Below are 16,172 nucleotides of genomic sequence, written 5' to 3' on the forward strand. Positions count from 1 at the left end.
CTTGGAGGCTCAGATGACCGCCAACATCAGCCGACGCACGTTATTAGCGGCAACAGGCACTGCCGCCCTCGCCGGTTCCGCCGGCCTCACCACCAGCTCGTACGCCGGTACGCACGGTGCGAGTGGCCCCGCCGCCGACCCGGGCGCCCTCCTCCGCGGCGGGTGGCATCCCAGCCGCGCCGAACGCGCCCTGGTCGGCCGCTGGGCCCGGGACACCTGGCGCAGCCTGGTCGCGATGACGGACGAGCGGACCGGCCTGCCCGCCGACAACATCGGCGAATCCGTCACGAACCCGGTGCGCAGCGGGTACACGTCGCCGACCAACATCGGCGGCTACCTGTGGAGCACCGTCGTCGCCCGCCGGCTCGGCATCATCTCCCCGCAGGAGTCGCTGCGGCGGATCACCCAGACGCTGACCACCATGACGAAGGTCGATCACCACGACCCGAGCGGCATGTACTTCAACTGGTACGACGAGGCCACCGGCGAGGTCCTCCGGGTCGACCCTGACGGCACCAAGGCGATCACGCCGTTCGTGTCCAGCGTGGACAACGGCTGGTTCGCGGCCGCGCTGATGGTGGTCCGCAACGCCGAGCCGCGAGCTCGCCGGCTGGCGGACTCGCTGCTGAGCAAGATGAACTTCGCCTACTACTACAACCCCGACGCGCGACCCGGCCTCGGGGCGGGGCTGATGCGGGGTGGCTTCTTCGAGACGCCGCCGCCGGACGAGGAGACCGACAAGGGCAACCACGTCGGTACCGGCCCGGACGTGTACTACCGCAAGTTCCACTACGACACCTGCAACACCGAGGCCCGGATCGCGCCGTACATCGGCATCGCCCGCGGACAGGTCCCGCCGGAGCAGTACTTCGCCACCTACCGGACCTTCCCGGACTCGTGCGACTGGTCCTGGGTGGAGCAGCGGCCGGTCGGCGTACACCGGACGTACCTGGGAATCGACGTGTTCGAGGGCACCTACTCCTACCGCGGGATGCGATTGGTGCCGTCCTGGGGCGGTGACATGTTCGAGTCGCTGATGCCGGACCTGTTCGTGCCGGAGTCGAGCTGGGCGCCGCGCAGCTGGGGGATCAACCACCCGCTCACCGTGCGGGCGCACATCGAGCACGGGCTCGACGACGCGAAGTACGGGTACTGGGGCTTCTCCCCCGCGTCGAACCCGCGCGGTGGGTACTCCGTGTACGGCGTGGACGCGATCGGCATGGACCCGGGTGGCTACCCCTCCGATCTGGAGGCGACCAACTACGACAAGGGCTTCGACGGATGCCGCGAGGGGACGAACCCCAACCCGACGTACGGGGACGGGGTGGTCACGCCGCACGCCGCGTTCCTCGCCATGCAGTACGCGCCGGGTCAGGCGATCGAGAACCTGGCGCGGATCGAGTCGACCCTGCACGCGTACGGCGGCGGCGGGTTCTTCGACTCCGTCGCGGTGAAGTCCGGGCTGATCGCCCGGCGCTACCTGTCACTGGACCAGGCGATGGTGATGGGTGCCATCGGCAACGTCTTCGGCGGCGACGTGATCCGGCGCAACTTCAGCGTCGGCGACGTCGCCCGGCGGGTCCGCCCGTTGATCGCGATGGAGCAGTTCTCTTCCGGCCTCGAGTGATTCTGGAGTTCCGATCCATGCAGCAGAGCGACGCGAAAACCGACTGGGACGAGCGGATCTCGGTCCGCAGCGACGAGTCCCGGGAGCTGGAGTTCCCAGACCTGGATCCGCCGGAGGAGGTGACGGCCGTCGGCGGGGTCGGCCAGGTCACCATCGACTGGTCGCCGGTGCCGGGCGCGGTCGGTTACGTGATCCTGCGGGGTGAGGACGACGCGTCGCTCGCGCCGGTGGACCACCACAGCGGAGACATCCTGTCGGTTCCGTCGCCGCCGTACGTCGACACCACCTGTACTCCGGGGACGGGGTACAGGTACGCGGTGGCGAGCGTGCCCGAGGTGACTGTTCACGGTCGGCCGGGTGCGTCGGTGGGTGCTGTTCCGCTGGTCGGGGACGGCGACCCGCCGGTCGTGCGGCTGTCGGTGGATTCCGTTGCCGAGGGCACGGAGTTGGCGAAGCCGTGGGTGTCGATGATCGGGAGTGAACGGCTCAGCCAGCTGCTCTGCAAGGACCGCAGTGGTGGTCGGGAGATCGGTGTTGAGCTCGAGCAGGCGTTGCGGCGGATGCACGACGAGATCGGTGTGCGGACCGTGCGGGCACATGCGATCTTCCATGACGACACCCGGGTCTACACCGAGGCCGATGGCGAGCCCGCCTACGACTTCGCGGTGGTGGACGCGATGTACGACAAGTTGCTCGGGATCGGGCTGCGGCCGGTGGTCGAGCTCGGGTTCATGCCGCGGGATCTGGCGTCGGATCCGAGCAAGACCGTGTTCGAGTACGGCGCGATCATCTCGCCGCCGAAGTCGTGGGAGCGGTGGGGTGCGCTGGTCGAACGGCTGGTGTCGCACCTGGTCGAGCGGTACGGGCTGGACGAGGTGCTGGGCTGGGACTTCGAGGTGTGGAACGAGGCCAACCTCGAGGTCTTCTGGTCCGGCACGAAGGCCGAATGGATGCAGTTGTACGACGTGACCGCCGCCGCGGTGAAGTCCGTGGATGCCCGGCTCGCCGTCGGCGGTCCTTCCTCGGCGGCGGCGGGGTGGGTCGACGATTTGCTCGCGCATGCGGCGTCGGTGGGGTCGCCGGTCGACTTCGTGACCACGCATACCTATGGCAGCCCGCCGCTCGACGTACAGGCTTCGCTGGATCGGCATGGGTTCGGTGACGCGCGGATCATGTGGACCGAGTGGGGCGTGACGCCGACCCACTTCAACCCGATCAACGACTCGGTGTTCTCCGCGGTGTTCCTGCTGCGGGGGATGAAGTCGGCGGCGGGGCGGGTGGACGCGCTGGCGTACTGGGTTGCTTCTGATCACTTCGAGGAGCTTGGCCGGCCGCCTCGGTTCTTGCATGGTGGCTTCGGTTTGCAGACCGTCGGCGGGCTTCCGAAGCCGCGCTTCCACGCGATGTCGCTGCTGAGCCGGCTCGGGCCGGTCGAGTTGCCGGTCTCGTGGGATGGAGACGGCGGTGGGAGTTTGATCGAGGCGTGGGCTTCCCGTGACCGCGATCGCGTTTCTGTGCTGCTCTGGAATCTGACTCTCGATCAGTCCAAGGCCGCTGGGTCGGCAGACCTGACCCGTACCATCAAGCTCTCGCTGCCCGGCGTCGACCCGACCTGGAAGGCGACCGCCACCTGGCTGGCTCCGGGCCTCGGCTCCGGCGACGTGGTGGCGGAGGCAGCCGAACTAGGCGTCGGCGACTGGCCGACCGACGACCAATGGGTAGATCTCGCCGAACGCAGCAAGCTGAAGACCACCGCCGTGCCGTCGGAAGCCGGCGAGGTCACCATCACCCTGCAGATGCCGTCCGCAGTCCTCCTCGAATGGCGCCCACCAACCACCTGATCATCCGCCAACCTCCGGGGGCAGCGCCTCTGGAGGTTGTCTGTTGGATTGAACGGTGCTGCCTGGCTGGGCACGCGAGCTCGCAGAAGTTGTTGGCGTGTTAGTCGACTGGTGGGCGGCTGGTGTGGGGTCGGCCTGCTGGTGTGGGGTCAGTCGACGGGTGTCGGGCGGCCGGGGTGGTCGCCGCCTCGGGCGTCGAGGTAGGACTGTTTCGGGACCATCACCTTGCGTTTGAAGAGGCAGACGACGGTGCCGTCCTGTTTGTAGCCCTTGGTTTCGACGTGGACGACGCCTCGGTCGTCCTTCGACTTCGACTCCCACTTGTCCAGCACCGTGGTCTCGCCGTAGATCGTGTCGCCGTGGAACGTCGGCGCGATGTGGCGCAGGGACTCGATCTCCAGGTTCGCGATCGCCTTGCCGCTCACGTCGGGGACCGACATGCCGAGCAGGATCGAGTAGATGTAGTTGCCAACTACAACATTTTTGCCGAACTGGGTGGTCTGCTCTGCGTAGTTCGCGTCCAGGTGCAGCGGATGGTGGTTCATGGTGAGCAGGCAGAACAGGTGATCGTCGGACTCGGTCACCGTCTTGCCAGGCCAGTGCTTGTAGACCGCGCCGACCTCGAACTCCTCATAGCTACGCCCGAACTGCATCCCTGCTCCTTCCGTCACCGCCCATGGTTACCCGAAAGTAGTCCCCGGGGCAGCCCCGACGCACGTGGCCTTCCTCTCACCGCGACCGCCGACCGAACGGCCCGATCTGGAAGCAGTGACCACCGGGCACTGCCGCGGCCGGTCCACCCCGGCAGGGCCCGCGTCACCTTCAGGTGAGCGATCCGTAAGCCGATGCTGCTTTCCTGGTCATCTGGGGCCGATGTGCCCGGAGTTCGGACTCCGGGCCGGGGGAAGGACAGCATGCTGCGGATTCATTTCAGTGCCGAGGACCTTGCGCGAACCACGCTGTCAGCGGAGCCGGATCCGCTCTGGGAGGTACTGCTCAGCCTGCACATGCTGCAGGTCGAGGACGGTCCGTTGCAGTATGGCGCCTGGCGGCAGCGGATGCGTCGCAGACTGCCCCGGGAGACGGTGGGTCCGCTGGCAGCGCTGGCTCCGCCGGTGGGCTACTCCCCCGACTTCCTCACTCCGCTCACCCGGTCCGGCGAGTTCGGCGACGCCGTGGACGAGATGCTGTCGGCGCCACGTCAGCGGGTCCGGCGAGACCTCTCCAGGCTCTCCACCCGGCGGACCGCGGCGAACTGGGTGCGGCAACTCGCGGAGGCACGGCCCGAGACCCTGCACCGGCTCGGCCACTCCGTCCGCGTCTACCACCGATCCGCGCTGGCGCCGTACTGGCCGTCGCTGCGGTCGGCGGTGCAGGCGGATCACCGGACCCGCATGCGAGACCTCACCAACGGCGGGGTGGCTGCGATGCTGGCCGGCATCCACCCGCAAGCGCGCTGGGGGCGGGACCAGGTGCTGGAGATCTCCTCGTTCCCGGACGATGACATGCACCTGGACGGCCGCGGCCTGCGCTTGCAGCCGTCGTACTTCTGCTGGGAGAACCCGACCAAGCTGATGGACGACGCACTGCCGCCGGTGCTGGTCTTCCCGATCAAGCGGGCAGCCGGACTACTGCATGCGGATCGGACCGCCGGCAGCACCCAGGAACACCTGGCCGCACTACTCGGACGGACCCGGGCAACCGTACTTGCGTTGACCGTCAACGGCTGTACTACGACCCAGTTGGCCGGCGCCTGCAAGGTCACCCTGGCGACGGCGAGCCACCAGACCGCAGTACTGCGGGACGCTCGGCTGATCGTGTCGCGGCGACAGGGGAAGTCCGTGATCCACCGCGCGACTCAACTGGGCCACGCTCTGTTGGAAGGTGGCGACCCTTGGTCAGGGGACACTAACCTGCATGAGTCCCGCGTTCCGTCTCCTAGGGCCGATAGCGGTCCTTGAAGAGGGACTGGAGATCCCGATCGGGGCTCCTCGCCTGCGGACCCTGCTGGCCGCCCTGCTGGTCAACGCGAACCAGACCGTCACGTTCTCGGAGTTGGTCCTCTGGCTGTGGGGTGGTGAGCCACCGGCTCAGCCGCAGCGTGCTCTGCACACGGCCATGTCACGGCTGCGAGCCGTGCTCGGCCCGAACGCCGGTCTGCACACCGTCACCGGCGGCTACCGGCTGGACGTGGAGGACGAGCAGTTGGACCTCCGTCAGTTCCGGGTGCTTGCGGCCGCAGGCACCATCGAGGACCTGACGGCGGCTCTGAAGCTCTGGGAGGGCGAGGCGCTGACGGGTGCGCTGGACTACCCCGTCGTACGGGATCAGCGGGAGGTCCTGCAGGAGGAGTGGATCCGGGTCACGGAGCAGTTGATCGACGCCCGGCTGGCCCTGCGGGAGCACGCCGAACTGGTCCCGGAGCTGACCGCCCTCACCAAGCAGTACCCGTTGCGGGAGCGGTTCTGGGCCCAGCTGATGCTCGCTCTGAACAACTCGGCCCGGCAGGCTGACGCACTGGCGGCGTACCACGAGTTGACCGCCCTGCTGCGGGAGGAGCTGGGGATCGACCCCGGCGAGGAGATCCGTCGCGTCCACCTGGCCGTCCTGGCCGGAACGAACGATGGTCCTCCGGCTGCGTCTGCACCGCGTCAGTGGCAGGTGCACCGCCAGCTCCCGATGGACATCGGGGACTTCGTCGGCCGGCAGGACGAGGTCGACGCCATCGTGGTCCGGCTGACCAGTCCAGCGGCTGTGCCAGTGGTCACCATCAGCGGTCCACCCGGTGCCGGGAAGACTGCCCTGGCTGTGCGCGTGGCCCACCGGCTTCGGAACAGATACCCCGATGGCCAGTGGTACGTCCGGCTGGACGGCGCTGGTGACTCCGAGCGGGACCCCCTGGAAGTCCTGCGCTTGCTGCTCGAACTGGCTGGAGCAGAAGCACTCGCGGGTGATGCTGACACGCTCTCTGCCCGACTGCGCTCGCTTCTGGCTGACAAGCAGGTCTTGATCCTGCTGGACGATGCCAAGGACTCGCAGCAGGTACGGCCGTTGTTGCCGGGCTCGCGGAACAGCGCAGTACTGGTGACAAGCCGGAACGAGCTAGCCGGCTTGAGCGTGCTGGACAGCGCGTTGGGCACCACGGTCGCAGTACTGGAGTTGGGTGAGGCCGTCGAGCTCCTGCGAGCGGTAGTCGGTGCAAAGCGGGTCGATCGGGAGCCGCAGGCGGCAGAGGAACTTGCGAGGTTGTGCGGCTGTCTACCGCTCGCCCTGCGGATCGCCGCCAGCCACCTGGCCCTCCGCACGGACGACTCGATCGCCGTGTACTCCGAACAACTCCGCGGCAGCAACAGGTTGCTCGCACTCTCAGTGGTCGGGGAACCCGATGCGGCTGTCGAGGGAGCCTTCGCCCGTTCGTACGACGCGCTGCTCCCCGCGTCGAGGCGGTTGTTCGCCTTGCTGGGTCTCGTGCCCGGGCCGGACGTGACAGTGCCGCTGGTAGCCGCGCTGCTCGGCACAGTCGACCGTGAAGCCGCGCAGTTGCTCGAGAGCCTGGTCAACGCCAACCTGGTCGTTCGCCAAGCCGACCGGTACCGCATGCACGACCTCATCCGCCTGTACGCCGAACAGCGGGCTGAGGTGGAGCCAGACACCGAGGCGGCCTGGCAGCGCCTCTGCGACTGGTACCTGTCGACGGCTGACGCGGCAGCGCGGTTCGATTACCTCCTCCCGGTGCGACTGACTCCGCAACAGGGAGCGGGGGTCTTCAGCACAGCGGCTGAGGGCCACGCCTGGCTGGAACAGGAGGAGGCCGGACTGGTCGCCCTGATCAAGCGGGCCTCCGAACGAGGGCCGGCCAAGATCGCCTGGCAACTGGCAGACGTTCTGAAGCACTACCTGACGGTCAACCACCGAGTCGATCCCTGGCGGGCGATCGTCCTGGCCGGACTGGCGGCAGCGAGGTCGACAAACGACCTCGGCGGCCAGGGAGCGATGCTGCACAGCCTCGGCGCCCTGCAGTTCATCAGCGGCGACAACTCGGCCGCCATCAGCTCGGCAAGCCAGGCCGCGGACCTCTATGCCCGGGCAGGCTTCGGCCTCGGCTATGCGGCTCTGCTCTGCAATATCGGGATGGCTCTGGACGACCAGGGAGAGTCCCCGAAGGCCGCCGAACTGCTGGAGCGCGGCATCGCCGGTCTGCGCGAGTTCGACCGGCCCGGAGCCCTGGTCAACGCGTTGAACAGCCTGAGCAACGTCGAGTGCAACCTCGGCAACTTGGACGCGGCCCTTGCCGCCGCGGACGAAGCTGCCGCGACCGCACCCGACACCCGTACCAGGACGGTGGCTCTCTTCAATCGCGGCGTGGCCAACCGCCTCCTCGGCAACCTGACGCAAGCGGAGACAGACCTCAGTGAGGCCGCTCATGCCGAGGACGAGTCACTGCCGCTGCAGTACGAGGCGGCCATGCTCTATGCGGACCTGGGCTATCTGGAAGAAGCCGAGAGCTGGGCAAGGCGGGCGTTGACCCGCAGCCACGGCAACGGCCAGCCGTGGCACGAGGCCGCCGCCCTGAACGCTCTGGGCACCATCTGCAGCCTGCGGGGCCACTGGAACGACGCCGCGCGCTACCACCAGGCAGCCGGCGGCATCGCCCGGAGCAACGGCCACCGGGCCACTGTCGCCGATTCGGTGCTGGGCCTGGCGGAGGCGGACCTGGGCAGAGGGCAGCCGGAACGCGCCGCGGAGTTGGCCAAGCAGGCGGTGCTGTCCGCTCGCCGGCTCGGCCACCGCGTTCTCGTCTGCCGTGCTCTCCTGCTGCTCGCCGCGGTCGAACCGGCCGCCGGACATGCCACCGAGGCGGCGGCGATCCAGGCCGAGACCGGCTACCACCCCGGCAGCCGGGGCACTAGTTCGACTGCTCCGGCAGGCGAGGGGCCACCTCACCCTTGAGGGCCAGCTTGGCCAGGTGGTTGCGCGCCTCTTCGGCCAGCTTGAAGTCGCACAGCACGTCGTACGTCGTCGCCACCACCGCGGTGCGCGAGGTGAAGTCGCGGCGGCCGCCGAGCTGGGCGTAGCCGATCGCGCCGAACGCCATCCCGAACAGCGCACCCAGCACCACACCGGTGATCAGGGCGGCCAGCCAACCGCCGTCAGTGGTGAACAGGCCGAGCAGCACGCCCACGAACAGGCCGAACCAGGCACCGCTGGCCAGGCCGGCGGTGAGAGCCCGCCCCCAGGTCAGCCGGCCGGTGATCTTCTCCACCTGGCGAAGGTTGTTGCCGACGATGGTGGTGTGCTCGACCGGGAACTTCTCGTCCGAGAGGTAGTCGACCGCTCGCTGCGCCTCCCGGTAGGTGTCGTAGGTCCCGATCGTCAGGCCGGTCGGCCGGGGGTCTATCGAACCCATGCCCTGCGTGGTCATCGTCGTTCCTCTCCGCTTGCTTCCAACTCCATCATTGCCGACGGCTGGTGACGGCACCTTGATAGCCTCGCGGTGATGACCGGCTGGAAGTGGGACATGAGCGCGACACGCCGGGTCGGACGTGTCTTCGCCAGGCGTTCCGCGGGCGGCCCGGAGCCGCTCGACCTGGTCGGCAGCGGCAAGCTCGAGGGCGCCCTGGTCGACTGGGCGTTCTACCGCGACGGCCGCCGGCAGTCGAAGGTCGGCTCGTACGTCGACGCCCTGATCCGGGCCCGGCGCGGCGACGGATTCGTCTGGATCGGCCTGTTCGAGCCCAACGAGCACCAGCTGACCGTGATCGGCGCGGAGTTCGGCCTGCACGCCCTGGCACTGGAGGACGCCACCGAGGCGCACCAGCGGCCGAAGCTGGAGCGCTACGAGGACACCCTGTTCGCAGTACTGAAGACTGTGCGGTACGTCCCGCACGGCGACCTGACCGCCACCAGCGAGGTGGTGGAGTCCGGCGAGGTGATGGTCTTCTGCGGGCCCGGGTTCGTCATCACCGTGCGGCATGGGGAGCACGGCGAGCTGGCCGGGCTGCGCCAGCGGCTCGAGGGCGAGCCCATGAGGCTCGCGGCCGGGCCGGGCGGAGTACTGCATGCCATCGCGGACCAGGTGGTGGACAGCTACCTGGCCGTGGCCGACGCGGTTCAGTCCGACATCGACCAGATCGAGATCGAGATGTTCAGCCCGCGCGGCTGGCGCAACATCGAGCGGGTCTACCAGCTCAAGCGCGAGGTGCTGGAACTGAAGCGGGCGGTCGCGCCGCTGGCCGGGCCGATGCGGGCGCTGTCGACGCTGCGGCACCCGCTGATCGGCGACGAGACCAGGAACTACTTCCGCGACGTCGACGACCACCTGCTCCGGGTGAAGGAACAAGTGGTCTCCTTCGACGAGTTGCTCAGCTCGATCCTGCAGGCCGGGCTGGCCCAGGTGCAGGTGTCGGAGAACGAGGACATGCGCCGGATCTCCTCCTGGGTCGCCATCCTCGCGGTGCCGACGATGATCGCCGGGGTCTACGGGATGAACTTCGACAACATGCCCGAGCTGCACTGGAAGTACGGCTACTTCATGGTGCTCGGGCTGATCGCGACGGTGTGCTTCGGGCTCTACCGGTTGTTCAAGCGCAATCACTGGCTCTGAAAACCCGTGGTCATTTTCTGACCCCGCTACCGCTTCAGCCGTGAGTTGGCAACCTTTTGCCATGGCCGCCACTGCCCTGCCGCGGCGTGACTCCAACGGTTGTGTGGCCCCGGAAGCACCTGATTCAATGCGACCATCGCGTTCGGTCAGCACTCCGCCACGATCTGCGACCGACGGCATACGGGGGATGCCGAGACGATCGGTTCCTGGGAGGGCTCTGTGCTACGCATTCATTTCACCCCACGTGACCTGGCGCGCATCACCGTCTCGACCCAGCCCGCACCGCTGTGGGAGATCCTGCTCAGCCTGCACATGCTGCAGCACCAGGACGGCCGGCTCGTCTTCGAGGACTGGCGCCGCCAGGTCCGCACCCGCGTCGCGCCCGACCAGATGCGGCTGCTGCTCGAGCTCAGCCCGGCGAGGGGCTACTCCCCCGACTTCCTCACCCCGGCCGAGTCCCCTCCGGACTTCGAGAGTGCGCTGGAGCTGATGTTGTCGACGCCGCGGCAGCAGATCCGCGATCAGCTCGCCCTGCTGAGCAAGTACCGGCCGGCCTCGCCGTGGACCCGCGAACTCGCCCGGGGCGAAGGCGACTCGCTGCGCAAGCTCGGCCGAGCCGTCCGGACGTACCACGACGCCGCGATCGCGCCGTACTGGAAATCCATCGGGACGCACGTGTCGGCCGACCACGCCCATCGCGGCGAGGCGCTGGCCTGCCACGGGGTCGACCGGCTGCTGTCGACGCTGCACCCGCGGGTCCGGTGGGCGGCTCCGGTCCTGCAGGTGCTCGACATGAACGACCGCGACCTCTACCTGGACGGCCGCGGCATCGAACTGCAGCCGTCCGCGTTCTGCTGGCAGGTGCCGACCAAGCTCCGCGACCCCGAACTGAAGCCCATCCTGGTCTACCCGATCCACCACGCTCCGGGCATCCTGCGCCAGTCGTCGGCGGAGACAGCTGACTCGACCGGCGCACTCGGCTCGCTGCTCGGCGCGACCCGTGCCGCCGCGCTGGAAGCCGCGGCAACCGGCTGTACGACGACCGAACTCGCCAAGCACTGCAAGATCTCCCCCGCGGCGGCCAGCCATCAGGCGACGGTTCTCCGCGAGGCCGGGCTGATCACCACTCGGAGAGCCGGCGCCTCGGTCCGCCACGAGATCACCCAGCTCGGTATCTGGCTCCTGTCCGGCCATGGCTCCGGCGGCCACCGCCAGTCACCCCGGCAGAAGTCCGTGGGTCAGAGCTTGTAGTCCTCCAGCAGCCGGCGGCCGATGATCATCCGCTGGATGTCAGCCGTACCCTCGCCGATCAGCAGCATCGGCGCCTCGCGGTAGAGCCGCTCGATCTCGTACTCCTTCGAGAACCCGTAGCCGCCGTGGATCCGGAACGAGTCCTCGACCACCTGCGAGCAGTATTCGCTGGCCAGGTACTTCGCGACGCCGGCCTCGAAGTCGTTGCGGGAGCCGGCGTCCTTCTTGCGCGCCGCCTTCACCATCAGCTCGTGCGCGGCCTCGACCTTGACCGCCATGTCGGCCAGCCGGAACAGCACCGCCTGGTGCTCGGCGATCTTCTTGCCGAACGTCTCCCGCTGCTGGGCGTAGGAGATGCCGAGCTCGAACGCGCGCCGGGCGACGCCGCAGCCGCGCGCGGCCACGTTCACCCGGCCGACCTCGACGCCGTCCATCATCTGGTAGAAACCCTTGCCCGGTACGCCGCCGAGGATCTGGTCCGCGCCGATCCGGTAGCCGTCGAAGATCAACTCGGTGGTGTCGACGCCCTTGTAGCCCATCTTCTCGATCTTGCCCGGCACGGTCAGGCCCTTGTCGACCTCACCGAAACCCGGCTCCTTCTCGACCAGGAAGGTGGTCATGTTCTTGTAGACCGAGTCGCTGCCCTCGTCGGTCTTCACCAGCACCGCGACCAGGTTCGACGAGCCGCCGTTGGTCAGCCACATCTTCTGGCCGTTGATCGCGTAGGTGTCCACCCCATCGGCCGACTCGGTCTTGACGGCCTTGGTCTTGATCGCGGCGACGTCGGAACCGCAGCCGGGCTCGGACATCGAGAAGGCACCGCGGACGTCGCCGGTCGCCATCCGCGGCAGGTACTTCCGCTTCTGCTCGTCGGTGCCGTGCTGCAGCAGCATGTACGCGACGATGAAGTGCGTGTTGATGATGCCGGACACGCTCATCCAGCCGCGGGCGATCTCCTCGACACAGAGCGCATAGGTCAGCAGCGACTCACCGAGACCGCCGTACTCCTCGGGGATCATCAGGCCGAACAGACCGAGCTCCTTGAGCCCCTCGACGATCTGCCTGGGGTACTCGTCCTTGTGCTCCAGTTCGGTGGCGACCGGGAGGATCTCCGACTCGACGAAGGCGCGCACCGTCTTCAGGATCTCCTCCTGGATATCGGTGAGTCCCTCGGTCTGCTGCAACCTGCTCATCTGCGGCTCTCCTTCTCGTCACGCGACGTCTACCGGCGAGTATCGCGGCTCCCAGCATCGCGGGACCATCCCGGCACCCGCTGTGACACCGGCCACCCCTACGCCGTCGCGTGCCTCACGCCCGTACTGCGCCGCGCCGGGTCCGGGCGGCGCGGCAGGCGCTGCGGGTCACTCGCCGGAGTTCCTGTCGCCGTCGCCATCACCGTCGCCGTTCCCGTCGCCAGTCCCGTCGCTCGGCATGGTGCGGCCGATGCTGGCGAAGAGAGCGGCGATCTGCGGAGTCGCCTGCCACCGCCCCTCCCGCTGCGCCTCGACCAGTCGCCGCCGGGCATCCCGGAACTTGTCGACCGCCTGCTCGGTGTTGCCTTCGGCCAGCGCCTTCGCGGCCTGGTCGAGTTCCTTCGCCGCCTCCCGCGCGGTCCGGGCGCCGCGCCCCTCCTGGTTCTCCCGCAGCAACTTGGCCAGCGCCCGAAGGGCCTCGGGACTCGCCGTCTTGGGCGCCTTCGACGGGGTGGCCTTGGGTGTCGGCTTCTTGGACGGCGTCTTGGAGGGCGTCGGAGTCGCCTTCGGCTTGGTCACGGGCTTCACGCTCGCCGACGGCGTGGTCGAGGGCACGCCACCCGCATCGGCTGTCGGCTCGGACACGCCTTCCCTGAGCAGAGCCGCAATCACCACCCCAGCCAACGCAACCCCCACGGCGACAATCGCCTTCGCAAACGGGAAGCCCCGCTTCGGCTCGGCTTCCCCACGCTCAGGCTCCCGCTCGTCGAACGCTCCGGCGGGCAGGATCGATTCGGCCTGCCCAAAGCCCGCGCCGCGGCCATCGGCCGCCCCGCCGTCTACCGGGTGGCCGGACGCGGAGGCCGCGCCTGCGCCGGCCGCGAGGGCGGCCGCGTCGCTCGGGCCGTCCACCTCACCCCACCCGCCAGCCGAACCGGGGGCGCCGGGAAGGAACGGGAGTACGCGGGTGCCTTCGTCTGCTGCAGGCGCGGTTTGGTTGAGGAAGTGGACGACTGCGGCTGCCGAGGACGGGCGGGCCGCGGGGTTCTTGGCTAGTAGGCCCATGACGAGGTCGGCGAGGCCGGGGCTCACGTCCGGGCGGCGTACGACGACTGGTGCGGGCTCCACCTCTAGGTGCTGGCGTAGTACGCCTTCCACGTCGTCGGCTACGAAGGGCGGCCTGCCGGTGAGTAGTTCGTAGAGCACGCAGCCCAGGGAGTACCAGTCGCTGGCGGGGGTCGCTGTCTCGCCGCGGACCTGCTCAGGGGCGACGTACGACGCAGTACCGAGTAGCACCGCGCTGCCGGGTCCTTCGAGACCGGCGGCCTGGGCGATGCCGAAGTCGGTGATCTTGAGCGTGCCGTCGGGTGCCAGGAGCAGGTTGCCCGGCTTCACATCCCGGTGCACGATCCCGGCCGCGTGTGCCGCGTCCAGCGCGCGTGCACCCTGCAGGGCGAGATCCCCGACGAACTTGTCACCCGGGAGCCCCTTGCTACGGAGCAGTTGGGCCAGGTCGGGCCCGTTCACCAGTTCCATCACCAGGAAGACCTGGCCGCCCGCCGTACCGACGTCGTACGTCGCGACCACGTTCGGGTGGGTCAGCCGGGCCGCCGCCCGGGCCTCGGTGCGGAACCGCTCGGCGGCGTCCATCGGGTCGCCCTCCAGCCGGCGCAGCAACTTCACCGCGACCAGCCGGGCGAGGACCTGATCCTCCGCCTGCCACACCTCGCCCGCGCCGCCGTGCCCCAACGGGGACAGCAACCGGTAGCGCCCTGCGAGTACCTCGCCGTTCACTCCAACACCCCACAACGCCTCATCAGCAGCCCGATCGCCGCCCTACCTTAGGCGGACCCGCCGCACAGAGCGAGTGGACGGCATCATCTTCAGCAAAGCTTTGAGCCTAGCGCGGTGCCCGGAACCACTCGGAGTACTAGGTTGAACGCATGAAGCGATCATTCAGGTCAACCGCCGCCCTGGTCACGGCCACCCTGTTCGCCGCGACACTCACCAGCACCACCGTGGCCGCCACGCCCGCGGGAACGACAGGTCACCGACCCCCGACCGTGCGCTGCGAGTTCACCCCGACCCCGGAGAACCCCGCGGCCAAGCCGGTCACGATCCCGTCCGCGATCGCGCTCGCCAAGGGCAAGGTCGACGTGTACTTCGTGACGAACTTCGGCCCGTTCGTGGTCCGGATGGACCGCGCCAACGCCCCGTGCGGCGTGTCCAACTTCGTCCACCTGACCAAGTCCCGGTTCTACGACCACACCCAGTGCTTCCGGCTGACGAACACCACCCGCCTGGGCGTCCTGCGATGCGGGGACATCTACCGCCAGGAGGAGGGTGGCCCGGGCTACAAGTTCCCCGACGAGGTCACCGGCAAGGAGACCTACCCCCGCGGAACTGTTGCCATGGGCAACCAGGGACCGGGGACGAACGGCAGTGAGTTCTTCGTCGTGCACTCGTTCGCCAACATCCCGCCGAACTACACGATCCTCGGCCAGGTGATCTACGGGATGAGCACCTTCGACCGGATGGTCAAGGCCGGCATCGCCGACCCGGACCAGGACGGCCCGCCGGTCCGCCCCATCCGCCTGCTGAAGGTCTTCACCCTCGGCTGACCTGAAGACAACCTCCGGGAGGCACTGCCCCGGAGGTTGTCTTTTGTGCTGTCAGTCCTCGGGCTTCCAGACATTGGTGCGCGGCATCCCGGCCGCGCGGCCCTTGGCGGAGATGACGAGGGCCATCTTGCGGCTGGCCTCGTCGATCATCTCGTCGCCGAGCATCACCGCGCCCCGGGCGCCGCCGGCGGCCGAGGTGTAGTGGTCGTAGGCGTCGAGGATGTTCTCAGCGTGGTCGTAGTCCTCCTGGCGCGGGGAGTAGACCTCGTTGGCGGCGGCGATCTGGTCCGGGTGGAGGACCCACTTGCCGTCGAAGCCGAGGGCGGCGGAGCGACCGGCCACCCGGCGGAAGCCGTCGACCTCCTTGATCTGCAGGTACGGGCCGTCGATGGCCTGCTTCCCGTGGGCGCGGGCCGCCATCAGGATCTGCATCAGGATGTAGTGGTAGGCGTCGCCGACGTCGTAGCCCGGCGGCTGCTCCCCCACCACCAGCGACTTCATGTTGATCGACGCCATGAAGTCGGCCGGGCCGAAGATGATCGTCTCGACCCGCGGCGACGCCTGGGCGATCGCGTTCACGTTGGTCAGACCGAGGGCGTTCTCGATCTGTGCCTCGATCCCGAGCCGGCCGAGTTCCAGTCCGTGCACCTTCTCCAACTGGGTCAGCAGCAGGTCGAGGGCGATCACCTGCTCGGCGGTCTCGACCTTCGGCAGCATGATGCAGTCGAGGTTGGCGCCGGCGCCGGAGACGACCTCGATCACGTCTGCGTAGGTCCACTCGGTGGTCCAGTCGTTCACCCGGACCACCCGGGTCTTCGACCCCCAGCCGCCTTCGTTGAGGGCGGCGACGATGTTCTTGCGCGCGTCCACCTTGGCGATCGGCGCGACCGAGTCCTCCAGGTCGAGGAACACCTGGTCGGCGTCCAGGCCCTTGGCCTTCTCCAGGAAACGTGGGTTGGATCCCGGGGTGGCCAGGCAGGAACGCCTGCTCCGGAACGCCTTGCCGGTGGTCGTCTCGTCAGCCATCGCCGCATC

General features: G+C 68.5%; 12 protein-coding genes. 7 read left to right on the plus strand and 5 right to left on the minus strand.

Annotation, left to right across the window (positions count from 1 at the left end; all coding sequences use genetic code 11):
• Positions 1-13: 13 nt before the first annotated feature.
• Positions 14-1,627 (plus strand): glucoamylase family protein, encoded by a 1,614-nt coding sequence (locus ABD255_RS32280; protein ID WP_344220583.1) that lies wholly within the window; start codon positions 14-16, stop codon positions 1,625-1,627.
• 17 nt (positions 1,628-1,644) lie between these two features.
• Positions 1,645-3,468: a GH39 family glycosyl hydrolase gene (locus ABD255_RS32285; RefSeq protein ID WP_344220584.1), complete on the plus strand. Its 1,824-nt coding sequence runs from the start codon at positions 1,645-1,647 to the stop codon at positions 3,466-3,468.
• 149 nt (positions 3,469-3,617) lie between these two features.
• Here ABD255_RS32285 and ABD255_RS32290 read toward each other — a convergent pair whose 3' ends face one another.
• Positions 3,618-4,121, minus strand: a complete 504-nt coding sequence (locus ABD255_RS32290; RefSeq protein ID WP_344220585.1) for a MaoC family dehydratase — start codon at positions 4,119-4,121, stop codon at positions 3,618-3,620.
• Positions 4,122-4,382: 261 nt separating this feature from the next.
• Between ABD255_RS32290 and ABD255_RS32295 the strand changes: the two genes are divergently transcribed.
• Positions 4,383-5,429, plus strand: coding sequence for an ArsR/SmtB family transcription factor (locus ABD255_RS32295; RefSeq protein WP_344220586.1), 1,047 nt, complete (start codon positions 4,383-4,385; stop codon positions 5,427-5,429).
• Positions 5,386-8,418 carry an AfsR/SARP family transcriptional regulator gene (locus ABD255_RS32300; RefSeq protein ID WP_344220587.1) on the plus strand — a complete coding sequence of 1,011 codons (3,033 nt, stop codon included), beginning with the start codon at positions 5,386-5,388 and terminating at the stop codon, positions 8,416-8,418. The genes ABD255_RS32295 and ABD255_RS32300 overlap by 44 nt, the downstream gene beginning before the upstream one ends.
• Here ABD255_RS32300 and ABD255_RS32305 read toward each other — a convergent pair.
• A complete protein-coding gene (locus tag ABD255_RS32305; protein ID WP_344220588.1) occupies positions 8,375-8,890 on the minus strand; it encodes a YflT domain-containing protein in 516 nt (171 codons plus the stop codon). The two genes, ABD255_RS32300 and ABD255_RS32305, sit on opposite strands and share 44 nt — an antisense overlap.
• Before the next feature lie 75 nt (positions 8,891-8,965).
• Here ABD255_RS32305 and ABD255_RS32310 point away from each other — a divergent pair, with 75 nt between their 5' ends.
• Positions 8,966-10,072 carry a magnesium and cobalt transport protein CorA gene (locus ABD255_RS32310; RefSeq protein ID WP_344220589.1) on the plus strand — a complete coding sequence of 369 codons (1,107 nt, stop codon included), beginning with the start codon at positions 8,966-8,968 and terminating at the stop codon, positions 10,070-10,072.
• Between the two features lie 219 nt (positions 10,073-10,291).
• Positions 10,292-11,323: a helix-turn-helix domain-containing protein gene (locus tag ABD255_RS32315; protein WP_344220590.1), complete on the plus strand. Its 1,032-nt coding sequence runs from the start codon at positions 10,292-10,294 to the stop codon at positions 11,321-11,323.
• On the opposite strand, the gene ABD255_RS32320 is transcribed toward ABD255_RS32315, so the two are convergent.
• Together ABD255_RS32320 and ABD255_RS32325 are read right to left on the minus strand one after the other, a co-directional pair.
• The gene (locus ABD255_RS32320) at positions 11,311-12,516 is read right to left on the minus strand and encodes an acyl-CoA dehydrogenase family protein (protein ID WP_344220591.1); all 1,206 of its coding nucleotides are present in this window, start codon (positions 12,514-12,516) and stop codon (positions 11,311-11,313) included. The genes ABD255_RS32315 and ABD255_RS32320 overlap by 13 nt on opposite strands.
• A gap of 168 nt (positions 12,517-12,684) precedes the next feature.
• Entirely contained in the window at positions 12,685-14,310 is a 1,626-nt protein-coding gene (locus ABD255_RS32325; protein ID WP_344220592.1) for a serine/threonine-protein kinase, read from the minus strand.
• Between the two features lie 149 nt (positions 14,311-14,459).
• Here ABD255_RS32325 and ABD255_RS32330 point away from each other — a divergent pair, with 149 nt between their 5' ends.
• Entirely contained in the window at positions 14,460-15,137 is a 678-nt protein-coding gene (locus tag ABD255_RS32330; protein WP_344220593.1) for a peptidylprolyl isomerase, read from the plus strand.
• 51 nt (positions 15,138-15,188) lie between these two features.
• On the opposite strand, the gene ABD255_RS32335 is transcribed toward ABD255_RS32330, so the two are convergent.
• Complete coding sequence (locus ABD255_RS32335) at positions 15,189-16,163, minus strand: HpcH/HpaI aldolase/citrate lyase family protein (RefSeq protein WP_344220594.1); 975 nt, start codon at positions 16,161-16,163, stop codon at positions 15,189-15,191.
• Between the last annotated feature and the right edge of the window lie 9 nt (positions 16,164-16,172).

The organism is Kribbella sancticallisti (assembly GCF_039530625.1).
In the GTDB taxonomy this organism is placed as follows: domain Bacteria; phylum Actinomycetota; class Actinomycetes; order Propionibacteriales; family Kribbellaceae; genus Kribbella; species Kribbella sancticallisti.